Consider the following 18,154-nt stretch of genomic DNA (forward strand, 5'->3'; position numbering starts at 1 on the left):
AGGAAGGACGTAGGGTTTGTCAACACCCTGCTAGGCTTCCCACGCAAGATGTGCGGAATCCACCTGTTGTCGGTCGATTTCTTTTACGGCTTTGTTGCTGGTGGCGAGGAAAGAGAGCGAGTGGTTCGGAAGTGGACTAGATCCTTCGAAAAGAGCACGTCCAGGGTCCAATCCAAGGCTACAAGCACTTTCTTCTCAAAACGAGGGAGTTTCAGCAAGTAGATCGTTCGCCACAGCCACCAGGCAATGAAGCCGGAAAAATTGACGCCGAGAATGTTTGCAACACCGGTTCGCTTCCCGATCGGGGCAAGCAGCCCTATCGTGGAGTAGACAAACGGTCGCTTCCATCCCTGTCGAACCGTTGCAAGGATATTCTGCGCGGCTACCTGTCCCTCGCGTAGTGCATGTTGTGCGGTGGGAGGATGGAATGCACCTGTTTTCAGGTCCGGTACCATCGCACAGTCGCCCAAGGCCCAGACGCCAGGCCATCCTGGAACCTCCAGGTACTCGTTGACCAGGACGCGGCCTTTGGTCTTCTCGCAGGGGAGAGTGTTCAACAAGGCATGCGGGCTAATGCCGGCAGTCCACACCAGGGTATTCGTGGTAATCATAGTCCCATCACTCAGTGTGACGTCTTGATCCTTCACTGCAGTCACCTTGCAGTTCGAGTGGATTTCTATCTGCTGCTCAGCGAGTTTACGTTGTGCGTAGGTGCCGAGTTTCTCCCCTAGTTCTGGCAAAATAACAGGGCCGGAACTCACCAGCATGATCCGGAGCATGTTTTCACGAAGATGGGGGAAAAAGCGCACCGCCTCCCGCAAGAAGTCATTCATGGCCGCAATGGTTTCTACCCCAGCGAAGCCGCCGCCTGCCACGACGAAATTGAGGAGGCCCGTGCGTTGTGATGTGCCGCACTCAAAGTCGGCCTCCTCCAGATTTGCGATGAGATGGTTGCGCAGCACGATCGCATCACTCAGTGATTTCATGGTAAAGGCCCGATCAGCTAAGCCGGGGATATTGAAGAAGTTCGTAGTTGACCCAAGCGCCAGTACAAGATGATCGTACGACAAGGCATGACAGTGGTTCTCATGGCCGTGCGACACCCCCACACGGTGATGTTCGAGATCGATGGCTTCGATATCGCCATGAAAGAACGATACTCGACGGAGCAATTTTCGTATCGGGCTGACGATGTTGGTGATATCGAGATCGCTTGCCGCAACTTCGTGGAGCATCGGGGTGAAGAGAAAAAAGTTGTCATGGTTGACGAGGGTGACGTCTAGGTTTGCACCTCGCTCAAGTGCCCGTTCGAATTCCAGCGCGGCATACATCCCGCCGAACCCCCCACCCAGAATCAGGACGCGTGGCTTAGGAGTCGACATGATGCCCCACATACGATGACATGGTTATCGGGTAGAGTGAACGACCTCGGTACGCGGGGGAGGGGGTTGTCATAGGAAGTGGTTGACACTGAAAGACATCGCCTGGATACTGTGGCTCTCAATAACCGTCAGATCTTGAAGTGTCCGAGCGTTCAATGAAATGATATCATGTGTGGTCCCGTATTGACGCGGGTTGAGAGAAATCCATGTGACTGGCCAGGTGATGTGCGTACTGCTCCCCGAGGGATGTGTCTTCGAATAGCAAGAGTAATGAGATAATCGACATTCCAAATGAGAGTTCCGCTGCATCAGATGTTATGCAATTTGATGCGACTATGATAGAAAAAGAGGAGGTTGTCGGTCGTAACTTGTGACCGGTTGTAAGCAACAGCGCCGTAGATATAGGCTTGTGGTTGTGGGATACCCCACAGCCACATGAGTTATGAACATGCGAGGAGCGCGTTGAGCCTGACGATCTGGGAGGACACATGATGACCTGGTGGCTGCTCGGTGGGCTCGTAACAATGGTGGCCGGAGTTGTCTTGTACCGAGAGTGGAAGATTCGCCGTCAACCCATGTCTGGGTCCGTTTCCGTGATGACGAAGACAACAGATGGCCAGTTGCTTCAGTTTCTAGTACGACCCACCAGGAAGATCGGCAGGGAATAAAGGGTGGGGAGAATCCTACGCCAGATTATGGTTGAAGTCGACCGACCTCGGTCGTCAATAGTGAATAGCCTGGGCCCTCGGCCTCGGGATAGACGGGCTCAATCGCCGCGACGAAGTCCGCCCACGGTATCACGCGATTCATCTCGGTGAGAAATCGTTCCCGGGGTGGTGGGCTTGCGATATTGTTCAATGGGAATTCGGCAAACGCCTGTTGCTGCATAATTGCCTCCCTTTCACTGTTGCAGTCCTCGTAGCCCATCACCTAGTTGTTATTTGTGATGGGTGAGGATATCGCAGAAGGTGTCTCATTCCAGCCGATCATAAATTGGTCGGCAATACAAGATCCCTAATGATGGTATACCATGTCCGAACCAACTAGCCGAAAGCATGGCCTGGCTAACTTGCAAAGCATGTGTGAAGAATTTGGCTCAGGACTTCAGATGTTGAATCCGTTTGATCGAACAGTAGAGGGCATAGCCTTGGGCGATCATTCCGGTTACCAGCAATCCAAGTGCGGTCTGAAGCCAGTGTGATTCAGGATGATCGAGCCCATACATTCCAATCACGAACCCCAGTGCGATGGCAACGATCCCGACCGAGCGTGCGACGATGGCGCTCAGCCGCCAGTTTCTGGGGGAAGGGGTGTTAGAAGGCTGCATGGACCTATGGTACTCGTCGTTTGATCGAAGATCAATTTCAGAGACTGACATGAACACTTCCTACCGGTGATAGCAGTTCATGGCTGGATCATCTGGTGGTGAGTTTGCGGCGCAGTTTGGACCCATAGGCCGCGGAGCTCGGATATATCCCTCCACAGTGTAATTCTTTTTTAACATCTCGATGTGTAGCTCGTGGCAGGACCCTGAGCACCCAGTTGTTGTTGTCATGGGATTGTCTAGAACCATGGATTTCCCTCCGACCGGGATAAAACGAGGGTACGTGATGGTTGTTGAGCCGAAGGTGAGTTGCCCATGCTGTGTGGATTGCTCTACTCGAGTGGTAAATGTTGGGCGAGGCCGGTCTGGTCTCAATACCGTGGCCCATGTAGGATCGTCAGGGGCGTAGAGAAAAGCATTATTGCCACGATGACACGCGGTACAGCCGACGGTGCCTGGAGCAAACCCTTGAACGGGGTCGCGAAGGGCGGTGATGGGGATATCAGTTGTCGCAGGTGTCCAGTTTGATTCTGCGGAGCTTGGGTCGTTCCCCCAAAAACAGGCATGTCCGGTCGTGGCACTCTGGCAAATGATTTGAAATGATCCTCCATTCCTCCCGAGTGCGATGCAGGCACCCCTTCCCTGGGTTGGTGCATAGGACCAGACGCTCGCGAACGAGGTTGCGTCAACCGGAGTCTGTTCCAGACTGTTTGGCGTAAGTAGTATGGTCTTGAGATCGCCGTGGCTCACCCATTCCGAGGAAGATCGTTTCCAGTCAGGCGGAAGTGGGACGTCGTTCGTACGGCATGTTTCCATGTAGTTGTCTTCACTGTAGACGGCCGTGCTCGATATCTGCGTTGACGGAGGAAGTTGAGAGGATGTCCGTTCTGTTGCTGGTCCTTTCGATGAGCAACCTGCGAGACACACGCACACTAAGGGCATGGCACACAAGTTGAGAACTTTTGCCTGCGTTCTGTGCACCCAAGGCCTCATCTTTTGCACCTCCGACATGGCTGCGTATGGCAGCGTGTCTGCTGATACATTGCAGAATGTCAGACTATCCTCACTAGCTATCGCCGAGTCGAGGAGATATCAATCAGACCTTTCTAGGGAGCCGGACGGTGAGAGCCTGCGTTGTTGGGAAAGTGTCTCTCGCTTGGTTCGGAAAAACTCCTGCAAGAGTCCTCGGCTCTCCTCCGCACGTAGGCCTCCGGCTACCTGTACTCGATGATTGAAGCGGCGCTCAGAGGGAATATCGAGGATTGAGCCACAGGCTCCTGCCTTGGGATCCCAGGCGCCAAACACAAGTTTTGCGATACGTGCTTGCACAATCGCCCCGGCACACATCGGACAGGGTTCCAACGTGACGTAGAGTGTGGTGTCGGTGAGGCGCCACGTCTTCAAGTGTTCTGCGGCTTTTCTGATGATCAGGATTTCGGCATGCGCCGTTGGATCTTGCGAGATCTCTCGATAGTTATGAGCAGCCGCGATCACATGGTTGTCAGACACCAACACGGCGCCAATCGGGACTTCCCCGACGAGGGGTGCACGTCGAGCCTGTTGAAGCGCCAGCCCCATGAAATGGGAATCACTACTGTCAGGTTGTATTGATGGAGATGTTGTAGAGCTTGTCACGGTCACTCTCCATGCTAGCACAGGAGCTGGAGAGAGGGACAGGATCGCGGAGAATTCGTAAAGGAGTGTTGCCCGGTACTCTTAAGGTAAGACTGTTGGTCTTGTACGTTGCGGCGTGAGGTGGCGTTTCAGGTCATCCAACTCGGCTTCGCGCTGGATCAATTGATCTTTTACCTCCACCAGTTCTGCAAGACGCCGCTGTAATTCTTCCTGCGTCTGGGCAAGAGACGCTTCCCGCTCCTTAAGTTGTTGCTGGAGAGTGGCTAGTTTGGCATGTGCCTCGTCCGCTTGTGCCTGCAGTTCAGAAACTTTGTTTGCAGTAGTTGCTTCTTGGGGAGAGGAATTCCAACTCAAGAACGCCGCGATACCCAGGGCGACGAGGAATACCATACTGAGTACCCACCCAAACGACTGTGTGGAGGCTGTAGATGGTGGGAACAGGTGATTCATCCATTCACCGGGCTCAAGGCTGGGTTTAGCGGGTGAATCGAGAGCCGCCTCTGCTGATTGAGGCATGGTGCGGGCGCCCATGATCTTTGCCTTTAGATGCCGGGGGGGAGGAACAAGCGTGAGTTCAAAGGGAAGCGCCACCGCGACCGACTGATATTCCTTCAAGATGGTACGGCAAGGGACACATCCTGAAAGCAGATGGGCCTCCAAGGCTTGCCGTTCGGTCTTTTCGAGGGCGCCGATCGCATAGAAAGGAACGGTGTCTTCGAGATCTTGGTGTGTCATGCCGAAAGATCTTGCTCCCAGTAGGTGTGTAGGGACTTATGCAGTTGCGACATGCCGAGCTTGAGGCGCGTGATTACCGCGTCGAGCGGCTGATTGAGTCGCGTTGCAATCTCCGCTGGAAGTAGACCCTCGTAGTATGCCAGCTCGATTGCCTGTCGGTGCGCCTTCGGCAGATCTTCGAGTGTCTTGCTGATCACAGTCCGAAGTGCTTGGTCCGCTGGACTCTCAAATTGGCCAGGTAGGGCGGCAGACTCGGTGCCGTCTGTTGGCAAGGTCTGACGACGCAGTTGAGGGTCGGAGGCTCGTAGTCGATCGATGGCTCGACTGCGGGTGAGTGTGATAAGCCAGGCAATTGGTGTGCCACGTCCGACGTCATAGCGAACAACTCGTTTCCAGATATCGACGTAAACTTCCTGCAGGATATCAGCAGCGTCCTCTCGGCGGCCGAGTATCCTCAACGCCAAGCTGAAGAGGATGGTGCTCGATTGATCATAGAGTTGGGTGAAGGCATGATTGTCCCCCTTGCCGGCTTGAATGGCGACTTTTGGGTCAATCGTTGACGCGGCGTGCTGAGCGGCAGTGTCCATAGTAATAATAATGATCTGGAGCAGGGCGACGATCTATCAGCCGGTCACAACTATAGCACTCTGAATCCTCGGCAAGAAGAAAACGCGCAAAAGAATGTCGACTCTCGCAAGCTTGAAAATGGAATAGTTGTTGATTCCCATGGAGGCTATTCCATCTCGGATCTATCGGTGCGGAGGGGTTGTTACACGATCCGACCGTGTTCATGGCGAAAGCCGATATGGCCGGTGTTGGGGTGAGAAGGCGACGTCTCACACGAGCAGTCCTCTGAAGAAGCTGTCAGCGTGTGAGGGTGACAAACATACCGTCAACTTCGATTGGGCTGGAAGTATGGCACTAGAATGGCTGCTGCTTCGTGTGCGCCATTGGGTGCTGGAGGTGGAGTTGTCGCGGGGAGCTTGATGGCGCTCTCCAGTGTTGTCGCCCAGTGCCCCTTCATGAAGTCGTCCATGGACAGCTCAAGCCCTCTCCCGTAGCGGTGCAGGTACTCCACGAGGGATTGTTCGTCTCCGAAGTTGTATCGACGAACGTACACCGTCGGGACTTGTAAGGCGACGGCTTCGACCACAGTTCCGTAGCCTGGTTTGGTCATAATGACATCAACCGAGGCCAGTAATGTCCTGAATGAAAATGGAAGAGTTCTCGTTGAGATGAATCGTGTGCTTGTTGAGGGTACCGTTCCGTCGAAGAGAAATCGATAGCCAGTCAGTGCTTCCAATTTTTCGAAAGGAACCGAGTTCAGGGGAACTCCTCCGAATCCGACAAGCACGATTCGCTCGTCAGGGGCTAGAGCGAGCGTGGTGGTCAGTTGCTCACGAGCCGATGCGGCTGGTTCGGCGATCGGTCCGATAGAGACACCTTGAGAAAAGCTCTTTATGGGGGGGGCTGGTGTGATCAGGAGAGCAGCGTCGGCGTGACCATAGGCCTGTCGAATCGATTGGGTAATTGCCAAGCTGTCGATTGAGGGAGGAGCTTCGTATTCAGACAGGATCAGGTCCCACGTAAGACTCGCGAGTGCGATCGAAGGAATCCCAGCAGCCTTTCCCGCAGCAAGGGCAAGGTACGGCGTATCCGCTAGAACGATCTTTGGGTCGGCGGTACGCATGGCGTCGACTTCCGTCTGAAGCCTATCACTCCAGGTTCGATGGAATCGATCATGCGCGTCCCACGTTGCGGGTACATTGATTGCGATAGGTCCATTTTGAACGCAGCCGACGTCTTGTTGGACGGGACTGATTTCCCAGGGAATCTTGAGCCGATCGACAAAGAATGTTGCAGGAACAGTCGTGCGTAGGAGTACTCGGAGGTCCGGAACCAGACCACCTAAGGCATTGAGTACCGGCACCACCTGGGCCGCGTGACCGAATCCGTGCGCAGAGATGGCTGCCCAGATCAGCGGCATAGAAAAGGATGTATGCAGGTCATGAGAGACGTCCAGTGAGGACGGATGTCCTCAACTATTGGAGTGGTCCGATTCCATGGGGGCGATGTTGTACATCAGCTCAAGGTCAAACTCTTCAACCAATTCATTGAAGGCGCGGGCTCCGAGATCGGAGCGAACCTCCGCCATGACCAAGTCAATGGCAGGTGCGGCATGCTGGCCATATTGTGCAACAGCTGAGTCGATTCGTTTCCTGGCATCGTCGAGAGTCACGGATGGTTTCCTCCCTGTGTGGTCGCGGCAGAGTCATGTGAGCGTGCGTAGTAATTCTTGCATTTCAGGGACCAGATCTCTTCCGCCGTTTGAGCGTCCGGAAAGGACCGCCTCAATGCCGGCTGTGAGCACAGGCTTGGCCTCGTTATTTCTTCCCAGTCTGATCAAGGTCCGTCCTAAGGCCAGATGGGAAGCGACATGGGTCGGATCCAGCTGTGTGGCGACCGTCAGATGCTCCACTGCTTCCTCGAGGCTTCCGTTTTCTTGAAGGATCTTGTTGCCGAGCCCATAGCGGCCGAGGAATCCTTTGGGATTCTTGGCGACCATCTGACGAAACGCATTAATGTCCATAGTACCTACTCTTTAAACCGGAGGGTACTATAGCACTAGAGTGGCAGGGTCAGCTACATGAGAACGTGGGTAAGAGAAACGGTACAGATATGCTTCATGGGAGGGAAGGCGTTGTCGTTGCAGAAGTTGACCGTGTAGGGAAGGTGGTCGACGGCCTTTTGGCCCTCACGGTCACTGTACGAACACCGGAAGCAGAGGTCGGGGCGCTGCTGGCCATATAGAGCGTCGTGTCGCGGACAAGTTGGGTCGTCAGCTCTGTCAGGCACGCTTCCGTCACGTGTCCCTTCAGCTCATCGATCATGACCGGTGTCGCGCCGAATAATTTGTACTGGACCGTGCCGGATGAGACACCTTCGTACCGTTTGACTTGCCCATCCCAGCGTTCGAGTTCGAGCCCGACCTTAGCGGCATAGTCGTACTCAAAGTCGACGAAGGGTGAAAGAAGAAACATGGAACCGCCGAGGATGATGCCTTTGAATGCTGATAGCCATGAGTGGGGCTCGATGGTCTCGTCGATCGTGATACGTGCGGACACAATTTTTTCGCCAAGAGAATCCGATTGTGCACCGAGTGGAATCAAGGTCGAAAAGAGACGAGTTTCCTGAACCCTATTGAGAATCCGCCGTTCGGTTTCAGTCGAGGGGTTTTGTGGTGCGCCGTTTCGTGACAGATGAAACGAGTCCATGACCAAAGGGACGCGCTCATCACTGGCAAGCAGGCGGCTGTCGGTCGACTGCGAATGTGTGGAAGCAGGCTTCAACTCGATTGATCTGGTGCAGCCGGTATTCACGCACAACAGAATTCCGACGAAACTCACGATCGACCAGCGGGTAGTATGTCTCGTCATGATGACCGTCTCCTCAGAAATAAAAAGAAAACCCACCGAAAGGCAAACTCGCGTTCAGGCCAAGATTCGGAAATGCCGTGCCGGCATTAGAAATGTGATGAAAACGGTAGCCGGCGTTGAAGGCGAGTTGCGGTGTGATGAACCAGGACACACCCACGCCGCCCGATAAGACGAAGTTAAATTCGTTGGCCTGTTCCCGAATCCGACCGCCGAGGTCCGTCCAGAATGGCCCCCCGGTGAATTCCGCATAAGGGCGAAGCCGACCTAAGGCGACGAAGGTGTATTTGATCCTTGGCGTGAATCCGATGCCATGTGTCACAATGGGTTCTCGGAACTCCAGGTAGACCATCTCTGCGCCGAGCGAGATCTGTCCTCGGTACCAGCTATCCCCGATCGGGTCCGTCAAGGTAATCATCCACGAAGGCATCAGGGCTGGGCCATGTTGCTTCGTTGTGTGTAGTTCCGTGAGTCGGTGCGAGAACATATAGCCGGCCGTTATCCCAACTTCTTGGGTGCCAACCGTGATCGTGGGTGAGCTGTCATCGGCCTGTGCAATGGGAGCTGTCATGATCAGATAGATCATGATCGTCGCGGCAATGTGGGCAACCCAAGTCATGTTTTCTCCTTGTCACTATCCTGTCGGCTTCTATGAGGGAAAACTTAATCAGCAGGCGTTCGGATGTGACGTGTTCTAAGGTAGCAGAGGATTGAGTGCTGTCCAGCAGCTCACAGAAGCGTAGGAGATTCGAAGTAATCGACGGATTGAGGGACTTGAGGCGATCCTATTCGGCTTGCTTTAATCTGGCGAGGTGGCTCAAATCAGTCTGTAACTCCGGTAGCGCATAGCGTTGATCCAAGGTTATGACTCGATCGAGACAGCGACGGGCGGACGTTTGGTCACGTCGTGCCTCATACACGGTTGCTAAATAGCGAAGAACTGCAGCCTCAGCCGGTTCGTTGCCAAGCTTAATGTAGTGTTCCGAGGCGTTGTTGAGGCAGCGTTCAGCTCCGAGGAGCTCACCTTGGTCGAGATAACATTTGCCGAGTTGGCTATACGTCACGGCGAGCCCTTCTTCGTTGCCGACTATTCGATGATGATCGAGCGCTTGCTTGAATGACGCGATGGCTTGAGCCCATTGGCTGGTGCGGGCTTCTTGGAGGGCAAGGTTTGTATAGAGAATCCCAAGGCCGCGGCTGTCTTGTAACGTACGCATGAGATCCAGGGCTTCGAGGTAGTAGGGGCGTGCACGATCCGGATGGTCTGAGGCGATGTGGAGATTGCCGAGATTGACTAAAGTATGAGCGACGGCGGTGAGGTTTCCCTCGGTCCGTTGAATCTGGAGCACTTCCCGATAACACTGTTCCGCGCGGAGCAGGTCGTTCATCAGCGCGCAGGTATTACCAAGGTTTCCGAGCGAAGCAGACAGTGCCTGGGAGTTGCTTGACGCCCGGTCGTCAGCAACCGCTGCTTCCCAGGCTGCACGAGCCTGGGCGAGATCGCCGCGATGGAGAAAGATCCGAGCTCGATGTTTGTGACTGTCGCTCATGAGGGGTCAGCTATCAGCAGTCAGCTTTTCGAGTTCAGTGGGTTCTAACTCTGCACTCACAACTCAACACTGGCTCTTATCAGTCTCCCCCCTTCGGTGTGTCTCGTTTATATTCAATTTGTAGCTCGTCCTGTTCCTCCAGACCCAGTCCAGCTCTGAACGAACCGTATAGTTCTTCGATCTGCTCGACATCTCGGTCTGTTCGCGCTTCACGGGATACGAGGTACGCTTCACAGAGCTTCATGCCAGTCTCGAAGTGACGTGCGATCGTCTCTTCCGTGACCTGCTGCCAGGTGATGTACACGCAGAAGGCCTGGAACGAATGGGCATTGGGGTACTTTTGTGCAAGGGCGAGCAATCCTTCATAGGCTTCCCGCGCGGTTGCTCCCGCATTGGAGGAAAACGTTCCTTCAAGTTCAATAGCCGTGTCCCAATCGGCACCGAGTTCGGCTTCAGCTTCGTGAAAAGCTTTCTGGGCGGCAAGGGCGGGATCAAAGCGCATCGTATCTCGTGCCTCCTCAACGGGGGGGTGATAAGTCAGCTGCAGGATACTGAGATGGAGGAATAGAGGTCAATGAGTGTGCGCCACATAATTTTTTGCTTTAGCGGAGGGGGCTCTGTAGACTGATCAAAACGCTACAATGCATACCAAGAATCTGAACCCCAATACAGCTGGCGGGTCTACTCCAATCGATCCTATTGATCGAGTCATTCGCTATCACGTTCAGACTAAACATCATTTCAATCGGTATGCCCGCTCGTTGGGGTACCTCGATTGGGCGAATCAACCGGATCCATTTCGGCGGTTCGATGGGGCTCAACTCATTCCTCTTCCGTTGCTCAAGCCTGACGAAGAGCCGTTATCGCCGACGTATGACGCGATGTACGAACGAATTGGTATCCCCTGTCAGCCTGTGAGCCTGAAAACCTTATCCCGTTTCTTTGAATTCGCGCTTGCGTTGTCAGCCTGGAAGAAAGCCGGCGAATCGGAGTGGGCGCTTCGGAGTAATCCGTCGTCCGGCAATTTGCATCCAACGGAAAGTTATGTGGTTTTGCCGCAGATCCATGGGCTCGATCTGGCAGCGGGGCTGTATCACTACGCACCCAAAGAGCATGGAGTGGAACGGAGAGCTGATTTCCAAGCCGATCCTCTGGCTCGACTCATGGCGGCCTTTCCTCACAATGCCTTTCTCTTCGGGCTGACCTCCGTGCATTGGCGGGAAGCCTGGAAGTATGGTGAACGGGCGTTTCGCTACTGCAATCATGATGTCGGACATGCGATCGGTGCTGCAAGGATTGCAGCGGCGACGCTCGGCTGGAATATGGTGCTGCTGGATGGGGTGGATCAGGATACGGTCGCGATGCTGCTCGGGACAGATCGTAAGGAAGATTTTGGAGAGGCTGAGCCGGAGCATCCGGACTGTCTGGCGGTGATCTGGCCATCTCAACACGTGAAACGTCAAGGTGTGGAGGTGCCGCTGTTTCTTGATGCGGCGACTATGAAGGATGTGGTCGGTGGGATATGGCATGGAAAGGCAAATCGATTGAGCCAAGAGCATGGCGTGCATTGGGACATCATCGACGAGGCAGCCGAAGCTTCATGGAAGCAGCAGACTACTACGCCAGCGATTGATCTTCAGGGGCAGTTCTGGTCCCTATCCGATGCACTTCGCGCTTCACGAACGACGAGTGACGCCGGTCCGACGGCCGGTCAGATCATTCGTCAGCGCCGCAGCGCCGTGTCGTTTGACGGCAAGACGTCGATAGCTGCTTCATCATTCTTTCAGATGATGCAGCGGGTCATGCCGTTGGCTGAATGTTCGCAGTTGAAACGGCCCATGCCGTGGGATGCCTGGCCCTATGATCCGGTCATTCATCTGTTGATATTTGTCCATCGTGTGGATGGGCTCACCTCTGGGCTGTATTGTCTTGTGCGGGATAGCAGGAAAGTATCATTTGTTCAACAAGCCATGAATCCCGAGCTGATCTGGTCTCGCGCACCAGGTTGTCCAGCAGATCTGCCTTTCTATGGGTTGCTTGAAGGCGATGCCAGAAAACTGGCTGTGCAGGTCAGTTGCCATCAGGATATCGCAGGCGACAGCGCCTTCTCCTTCGGCATGGTGGCTGAGTTTGAGGGGACCTTGCGGGAGTGCGGTGCTTGGTGGTATCCACGGCTATTTTGGGAGGCGGGTTTGCTCGGCCAGGTCATGTATTTGGAAGCGGAAGCCGCCGGGGTACGGGCGACGGGAATCGGCTGCTTCTTTGATGATCCAGTTCATGAGATCATTGGGATCCAAAATTTAGCCATGCAGTCGGTGTATCATTTCACGGTCGGTGGTCCCGTGGAAGATCAACGATTGCAGGTGTTGCCGCCGTACGGGCATCTCGTGCGTGATGAAGTAAAAAGTGAGACGTGAAACATAAGAGGTACGGGCGATGTTCAAGATCAAGAGGAAAGTTGAGAAGCCAAAACGAACGGTGCTCTACAACATCGTGGAAGACTATTCGGAGTTTGATGCGCCGGGCAACGTGACGGTCTGTGCCATGACGGAGCAGGAGGATCTTTTGGTCCATGCCAAGATCCTGTCTGAGAGCTTTGAGGTTCCACTTGAAACGATGATCATGTTACTGACGACCGGTGGAACGTATGTCTATCCGGATATCGGAGGCATCCTGACGCGAGGATTATTCGCCTGCCGGATCGATCCAACGAGGGAGGGGATCAAATACACGTGGACCTTGGATCTCGTGCAGTTTGCCGAAGCCGAGCAGGTGACTCGATCCCGCGCAATTTCACTCGTCGAGGCGGCCTGGGAGGTCTTCTGGAAGGCGCTGCCGGGTGAGCTACAGGCGAAACTTCAGCAGAAAAATTTGGGATTGGATTACCGGACGCTGGATCGCGCTGTTGCCAAGGGTGGGGATATCAAGTATATCGATTTTCGAAAGGACTGGTCACCGCACTTTAAGCGGCTCTGTATCATGCCGGATGGACGACTGGTTGAGACCGGGGGGATTCAAGAATTTGCTCAGCTGCATGGCATTCCCGTAGCTCAGGCCCAAGCTCTGATTCAGCAGGGTGGGACGCTTGAGGTGGATGGTGAAGTGTTGGCCTGCCAGATTGTAAACGGTCAACCGGCCGTGGCGCGGTTTAGTGCGATGAATTATGCGAAGGCAAAGGACTTGGTCTCCTCGAAGGGCGTACACTTGATGGACGCTCTCAGTGAGGTTGGGTATGCGGATTCGGCGATGATGCGAGGCTTAGCGCGAAAAGCGCTGCCTGCATGATTCTGATGAACGTGGGTGAGTCTATTCTCGCGGGAGCTCCTGTCTATAAACGCTAGTGGTGTTAGTGGTGGTATTGAAGCGTTGTTGACCGCAAATCGGTGTCACCCATCTAGCTAGCCAGGGTTCTATTGAAGTTGTCGCAGGGTGCTTCTCAGCAGCATACCCACCTAGGCCAGCGCCGAGTACATTGCATATCACATCCGTGATAGAGGAGATGCGGTGGTGGCAGAAGACTTGGAAGAGCTCAGCCGAGAGTGAAACGCCCCCCGTGATGGCGATTGTCATAGCAAAGCTCCAACCAGAGCGTGTATTCCTATTCAGTTGGTAATAAAGAAGGTATCCGAAAACCACGAACCATAGCGTATTGCCAATGACGTCTAGGAGCTTGTTCCAGGATAGAGAGAAATCATGAAAGGGAATCCAGCGGATCTGACCCCAGTGTGGGTGCCCGACAAAATTGCTCAATGGGAAGAGAGGCGCAATTGCCAAGATAACGAGTAAGATCCAAATGGTCCTGGTCTTCAGCGTCGATCGTGTGCGGAACGTATTTGGAGAGGAGGGCTCAATATCCATAGGCCATCGTCGCAGATTCTAACGGATCAGACCGGCTATTCAGAGTCACAAGTATACACGGTGGGTAAGATCGTCGGGTATGGAAGGAATATGTTCAGCTTACAACGGAACTGGCAGGATATCGAATCATGAAGAAAATCAGTGATCCTAACCGACGGGAGAGAGCGTCTATGGTGGATTAGGCGGCCAGTTCCTCTTTCACGGCATCAAGCAGTTTGTTGATATCGAAAGGCTTTTCAAATGCCTGGCGAGCCCCGAAAAGCTTTGCCACACTGAGGAAGTTGTGGTCGCCCTGGGCTCCTGTAATGGCAATCACTTTGGCGTCAAGGTATTCACGGGTGAGCTGAAGCGTGGCCTCAAGACCGTCCGTCTCCGGCATCAGAAGGTCCATAATGACAAGGTCGACGTGTTCCTTCTGGTAGAGGGTGAGTCCCTTGCGGCCATCCTCTGCTTCAAGCACACGGTGCCCGGCTTTTTCCAGAACGCCTTTGAGCAACCCTCTGATTGATTGCTCATCATCGATGACTAAGATAGTGGCCATTGGTGCTCGCTTTTATTGATGAATCGATCTTACCTGGGGGGCGTGAGACTGTCTAGAAATAAAACGATACTAGGCAATAGGTGCGAATGGGATCAGGTGACAGAGGGCCATTCAGTTCAGTAGTCTCCCTCTCCTGATCCGGGAACTGAGATATCGTTAGAGCATCGGCATTCGATCTCGTAGCCATTCTCTGCCGAGTTTTCCGGAGATTTCAGCCATCAGTCCGCTGAAATAATTGGTTGACCGAGCTTTTATTTTTTGTTACAAGCCTGCTGCTTTGAGTCTTCAGTTGTTCAACTTTTGGACATCTAGGTAGGAAGGTGCGTCCGTGAATAGAGCCGATCAGTCTACATGGGCTTGGACCCGTCGAGCCTTTCTTCAGGTTTCTCTGGTCGGGACTCTCTTGCTAAGTGGGCGGTTAGTTGGTCCGCAGCCCGTTCAAGCTCGTGAGCTTCCCGAAGGCAGGTTGACATTGGTAAACATCTGGACCGATGAGCGCTTGGAAGTGACCTATCGAGACGACTCCGGCACCTATGATCTTGCGGCACTTGATGATGTGAATTATCTTCTCCGCTGCCACAAGACTGGGGAGATCGGTGCGATTGATGTGCGGGTACTGGAGCATGTCAATCTGGTACAGAAAAAGCTGGGCACTCAGCAAGAGATCCATATCATCTCAGGATTTCGGTCTCCGGAATACAACGATCTTTTAGTGCGAACAGGGCAGCAAGCCGCCAGAAACAGCTTGCATGTGCAGGGGCAGGCCATCGATCTCAGTATTCCCGGTATTCCTCTGAAGAAGCTCCGCGAGGCTGCACTCGAGTTAAAGTATGGCGGGGTCGGTTCATATAGAAATTCGACGTATGTGCATTTAGACTCGGGGCCCTTCCGGTCCTGGTATCATTAGCACCCCAAACTTTCACTAAGGGTGGCACTCTCTCCTCGGGGCGCCACCTTCTATCTGTATTTATTGCGGATCCCTCCAGGGATCCGCGGCTTTCTGCTCCCACTGAAGAATTCCCCGCAGGTATCGCTCAAAGATTGTCGTCAAGGAACCATTTGGGCGAGATGATGTCGAAGATCTGAATGGAACCGCGATCGTGGAGGTACAGATGTTTCTGGATCTCAAAGAGGTTCGGCTTTTGACGGCGGTTTTCTACCCTTGCCGCTTCAGCCAAAGAGCAGAAAGGGGCGGGAGTGTCATCGTCAGGGAGTAGGGGAACCCATGGCTCGGAGTTTGCTCAGCATGCAGCCCTCCACCGTTTCCGAGATTGCTGCCGCCGTAGGCGATGCCGTCAGTGTTGAGTAGTTCCCGATACCATCCCGCCTCTGGGACTCCGATGCGATAGCCATACCGGGGTACGGGCGTGAAGTTGCACACACAGACGATCGCTTCACCCATCTTTCTCGCCTTGCGAAGGTAGGCGATGACGGAGTTGTTGGAGTCGCTGAAGTCGATCCACTGAAATCCATCCCAATCAAAGTCGATCTCGTGTAACGCAGATTCCTGGCGATAGAGGTGATTCAGATCGTGGGTAAGACGTCGTAACCCGCGATGGGGCTCATGCTCGCAGAGATGCCAATCGAGACTGGTGTCATGGTTCCATTCCTGCCACTGCCCGAACTCGCTGCCCATGAACAACATCTTTTTCCCGGGATGGCTGTACATGTATCCATAGAGCAGCCGGAGATTGGCAAAGCGTTGCCACACATCGCCGGGCATCTTGTCGAGCAACGTTCGTTTGCCGTAGACCACCTCGTCATGAGAGAGGGCAAGGATAAAATTCTCACTGAAGGCGTAGAGCAAGCCAAACGTGATTTGATTCTGATGGAACCGCCGATAGACGGGGTCGTACTGGAAGAACGCTAACATGTCGTGCATCCATCCCATGTTCCACTTGAACGTAAACCCGAGTCCTCCCGTGTAGGTCGGACGCGAGACGCCTGGCCACGACGTCGATTCTTCTGCAATGGTGATGGTTCCGGGAAATTCTCGATGGACGAGGACGTTGAGTTCTTTGAGCAGTGAGACCGCGCCAAGATTTTCTTTTCCGCCGAACTCATTAGGAATCCATTCACCATCTTTTCGTCCATAGTCGAGGTAGAGCATGGACGCCACGGCGTCGACACGTAATCCGTCGATGTGATACTTGTCCAGCCAGAAGAGGGCACTGTTCAGGAGAAACGTCCGCACCTCGACACGGTCGTAGTTGAAGATCCGGCTATGCCAATCGGGGTGGTACCCCAGGCGTGGGTCGGCGTGGTCATAGAGATGTGTCCCATCAAAAAGCGCCAATCCATGAGGGTCATCCGGAAAGTGCGCCGGCGCCCAGTCAATGATGACGCCAAGCCCGGCTTGGTGAGCCCTATCCACGAATGCCATAAATCCCTGTGGTTCGCCATATCGACTGGTGGCAGCAAAATACCCGGTTGATTGATAGCCCCATGATCCGTCGAAGGGGTGTTCCGTGATCGGGAGCAGCTCGAGGTGGGTGTAACCAAGCTCCTTGGCATAGGGAATGAGCTTCTCCGCTAGTTCGTGGTACGTCAGCCACCGATTGTTTTCCTCCGGCACCCGCATCCACGATCCCAAATGTACTTCATAGATTGAAAGAGGAGTCGTAAGCGGATCTCTCGTCGATCGCATTGTCATCCAGATTTCATCCCGCCACCTGTAGGTGGACACATCGCGCACCACTGAGGCTGTCCGTGGGCGAAGCTCGCTGGCGAAGGCATAGGGGTCAGCTTTGAGCAGGAGAGCGCTGTGCTCCCTAGATCGAATCTCGTATTTGTACAGGGTCCCTTCCTCGAGATCTGGAATAAAGAGTTCCCAGACTCCGGTCGCTCCACGGTTTGCCATGGGGTGGAGGAGCCCATTCCAGTCATTGAAGTCCCCGATGACACTGACACGGGCGGCATTTGGAGCCCAGACCACAAAGTGTACACCGCAGGTGCCTGCGACGGTGCGGATATGGGCACCGAAGTGTTCGTAGGCTTTGAGCAATGTACCCTCGGCAAACAGGTGCAGGTCGAAATCCGTCAACAGCGGAGAAATGGCATAGGGATCGGATATTTCCGTGACAGCACCGTCGAGGTGTGTGATGCGAAGTCGGTATGCGGGGATGGACGTGGTGTCCGGAAGCAGCGTCTCATAGAGACCCTCTTCGTAAATGCGTGTCATGCGCCATAAGACGGAATTGGAGAGGAGTGCAACTTCCTTGACGCCCGGCTGCCAAGCTCGGAACGCAAGGTGAGGGCGATCGTTGAGCAAGATGACGTGGGGGCCAAGCACCGAGTGCGGATCCCAATGCGTCCCAGCTCTGAGCCGATCGACATCATCCCGTTGAACGGTTGGCTCGTTTGACATAGACCTATCCTACTGACGACGACTCTGATTAGGAAGGAGAAAATGCGATTCTCTAGGACATCTGAGGCTCAGCCATCCTGCCTGCCGTTGTCGACCACATTCTCTATGTGGATTCGATGAATTGATTGATTCTTGATCTCGCTCTATCACCGCACCTGGAGATTGCCGACTATGCATATTGGTTTGTCAGGCAGATGTCATTCCGTTCTGGTTGGCTTTGGGGCTTGCTTAGAAGGCAACGGTGCCATCATCGGAGCGAATGCCAATATCGTGATTGTGGATCTTGTTAGGAAGGCCGACTAGCGGACTATCTTTGGGTAGATCTTTA

General features: G+C 54.0%; 20 protein-coding genes. 4 read left to right on the forward strand and 16 right to left on the reverse strand.

Translation table 11 applies throughout. The features are described 5' to 3' along the window. Window positions 1-83: 83 nt before the first annotated feature. Window positions 84-1,382: an NAD(P)/FAD-dependent oxidoreductase gene (locus ACMTNU_RS09030; RefSeq protein WP_413934911.1), complete on the reverse strand. Its 1,299-nt coding sequence runs from the start codon at window positions 1,380-1,382 to the stop codon at window positions 84-86. A gap of 488 nt (window positions 1,383-1,870) precedes the next feature. Between ACMTNU_RS09030 and ACMTNU_RS09035 the strand changes: the two genes are divergently transcribed. Next, the gene (locus ACMTNU_RS09035) at window positions 1,871-2,050 is read left to right on the forward strand and encodes a hypothetical protein (protein ID WP_413934912.1); all 180 of its coding nucleotides are present in this window, start codon (window positions 1,871-1,873) and stop codon (window positions 2,048-2,050) included. A 25-nt stretch (window positions 2,051-2,075) separates the two neighbouring features. Here ACMTNU_RS09035 and ACMTNU_RS09040 read toward each other — a convergent pair whose 3' ends face one another. The 12 genes from ACMTNU_RS09040 to ACMTNU_RS09095 form a co-directional block, all read right to left on the reverse strand. Further along, window positions 2,076-2,270, reverse strand: a complete 195-nt coding sequence (locus ACMTNU_RS09040; RefSeq protein ID WP_413934913.1) for a hypothetical protein — start codon at window positions 2,268-2,270, stop codon at window positions 2,076-2,078. Window positions 2,271-2,478: 208 nt separating this feature from the next. Then, window positions 2,479-2,760, reverse strand: coding sequence for a hypothetical protein (locus ACMTNU_RS09045; protein ID WP_413934914.1), 282 nt, complete (start codon window positions 2,758-2,760; stop codon window positions 2,479-2,481). 1,038 nt (window positions 2,761-3,798) lie between these two features. Further along, window positions 3,799-4,341, reverse strand: a complete 543-nt coding sequence (gene tadA / locus ACMTNU_RS09050) for a tRNA adenosine(34) deaminase TadA (protein ID WP_413934915.1) — start codon at window positions 4,339-4,341, stop codon at window positions 3,799-3,801. Window positions 4,342-4,422: 81 nt separating this feature from the next. After that, a complete protein-coding gene (locus tag ACMTNU_RS09055; protein WP_413934916.1) occupies window positions 4,423-5,076 on the reverse strand; it encodes a hypothetical protein in 654 nt (217 codons plus the stop codon). Continuing rightward, the gene (locus ACMTNU_RS09060) at window positions 5,073-5,663 is read right to left on the reverse strand and encodes a sigma-70 family RNA polymerase sigma factor (RefSeq protein ID WP_413934917.1); all 591 of its coding nucleotides are present in this window, start codon (window positions 5,661-5,663) and stop codon (window positions 5,073-5,075) included. The genes ACMTNU_RS09055 and ACMTNU_RS09060 overlap by 4 nt, the downstream gene beginning before the upstream one ends. A gap of 305 nt (window positions 5,664-5,968) precedes the next feature. Then, entirely contained in the window at window positions 5,969-7,063 is a 1,095-nt protein-coding gene (locus ACMTNU_RS09065) for a hypothetical protein (RefSeq protein WP_413934918.1), read from the reverse strand. 51 nt (window positions 7,064-7,114) lie between these two features. Further along, complete coding sequence (locus ACMTNU_RS09070; RefSeq protein WP_413934919.1) at window positions 7,115-7,315, reverse strand: hypothetical protein; 201 nt, start codon at window positions 7,313-7,315, stop codon at window positions 7,115-7,117. Between the two features lie 33 nt (window positions 7,316-7,348). Next, window positions 7,349-7,666 (reverse strand): tetratricopeptide repeat protein, encoded by a 318-nt coding sequence (locus ACMTNU_RS09075; protein ID WP_413934920.1) that lies wholly within the window; start codon window positions 7,664-7,666, stop codon window positions 7,349-7,351. A gap of 94 nt (window positions 7,667-7,760) precedes the next feature. Then, window positions 7,761-8,513, reverse strand: coding sequence for a hypothetical protein (locus ACMTNU_RS09080; protein ID WP_413934921.1), 753 nt, complete (start codon window positions 8,511-8,513; stop codon window positions 7,761-7,763). A gap of 13 nt (window positions 8,514-8,526) precedes the next feature. After that, window positions 8,527-9,129 (reverse strand): acyloxyacyl hydrolase, encoded by a 603-nt coding sequence (locus ACMTNU_RS09085; protein WP_413934922.1) that lies wholly within the window; start codon window positions 9,127-9,129, stop codon window positions 8,527-8,529. A gap of 166 nt (window positions 9,130-9,295) precedes the next feature. Continuing rightward, entirely contained in the window at window positions 9,296-10,060 is a 765-nt protein-coding gene (locus tag ACMTNU_RS09090; RefSeq protein ID WP_413934923.1) for a tetratricopeptide repeat protein, read from the reverse strand. Between the two features lie 79 nt (window positions 10,061-10,139). Further along, a complete protein-coding gene (locus ACMTNU_RS09095; protein ID WP_413934924.1) occupies window positions 10,140-10,562 on the reverse strand; it encodes a hypothetical protein in 423 nt (140 codons plus the stop codon). 139 nt (window positions 10,563-10,701) lie between these two features. Here ACMTNU_RS09095 and ACMTNU_RS09100 point away from each other — a divergent pair, with 139 nt between their 5' ends. Together ACMTNU_RS09100 and ACMTNU_RS09105 are read left to right on the forward strand one after the other, a co-directional pair. Then, entirely contained in the window at window positions 10,702-12,477 is a 1,776-nt protein-coding gene (locus ACMTNU_RS09100) for a SagB/ThcOx family dehydrogenase (RefSeq protein WP_413934925.1), read from the forward strand. 19 nt (window positions 12,478-12,496) lie between these two features. Further along, on the forward strand, window positions 12,497-13,345 hold the full coding sequence (locus tag ACMTNU_RS09105) for a hypothetical protein (protein ID WP_413934926.1): 849 nt from the start codon (window positions 12,497-12,499) through the stop codon (window positions 13,343-13,345). Window positions 13,346-13,366: 21 nt separating this feature from the next. On the opposite strand, the gene ACMTNU_RS09110 is transcribed toward ACMTNU_RS09105, so the two are convergent. Next, window positions 13,367-13,918 carry a VanZ family protein gene (locus ACMTNU_RS09110; protein WP_413934927.1) on the reverse strand — a complete coding sequence of 184 codons (552 nt, stop codon included), beginning with the start codon at window positions 13,916-13,918 and terminating at the stop codon, window positions 13,367-13,369. 178 nt (window positions 13,919-14,096) lie between these two features. Beyond that, window positions 14,097-14,459, reverse strand: coding sequence for a response regulator (locus tag ACMTNU_RS09115; protein WP_090747197.1), 363 nt, complete (start codon window positions 14,457-14,459; stop codon window positions 14,097-14,099). Window positions 14,460-14,787: 328 nt separating this feature from the next. On the opposite strand from ACMTNU_RS09115, the gene ACMTNU_RS09120 reads away from it, so the two are divergent. Beyond that, window positions 14,788-15,366 carry a YcbK family protein gene (locus ACMTNU_RS09120; RefSeq protein ID WP_413934928.1) on the forward strand — a complete coding sequence of 193 codons (579 nt, stop codon included), beginning with the start codon at window positions 14,788-14,790 and terminating at the stop codon, window positions 15,364-15,366. Between the two features lie 249 nt (window positions 15,367-15,615). On the opposite strand, the gene glgB is transcribed toward ACMTNU_RS09120, so the two are convergent. Next, window positions 15,616-17,826: a 1,4-alpha-glucan branching protein GlgB gene (glgB, locus tag ACMTNU_RS09125; RefSeq protein ID WP_413934929.1), complete on the reverse strand. Its 2,211-nt coding sequence runs from the start codon at window positions 17,824-17,826 to the stop codon at window positions 15,616-15,618. Window positions 17,827-18,154: the final 328 nt, after the last annotated feature.

Origin of the sequence: Nitrospira sp. BLG_1, assembly GCF_047338595.1 — a bacterium.
Taxonomy (GTDB): Bacteria; Nitrospirota; Nitrospiria; order Nitrospirales; family Nitrospiraceae; genus Nitrospira_D.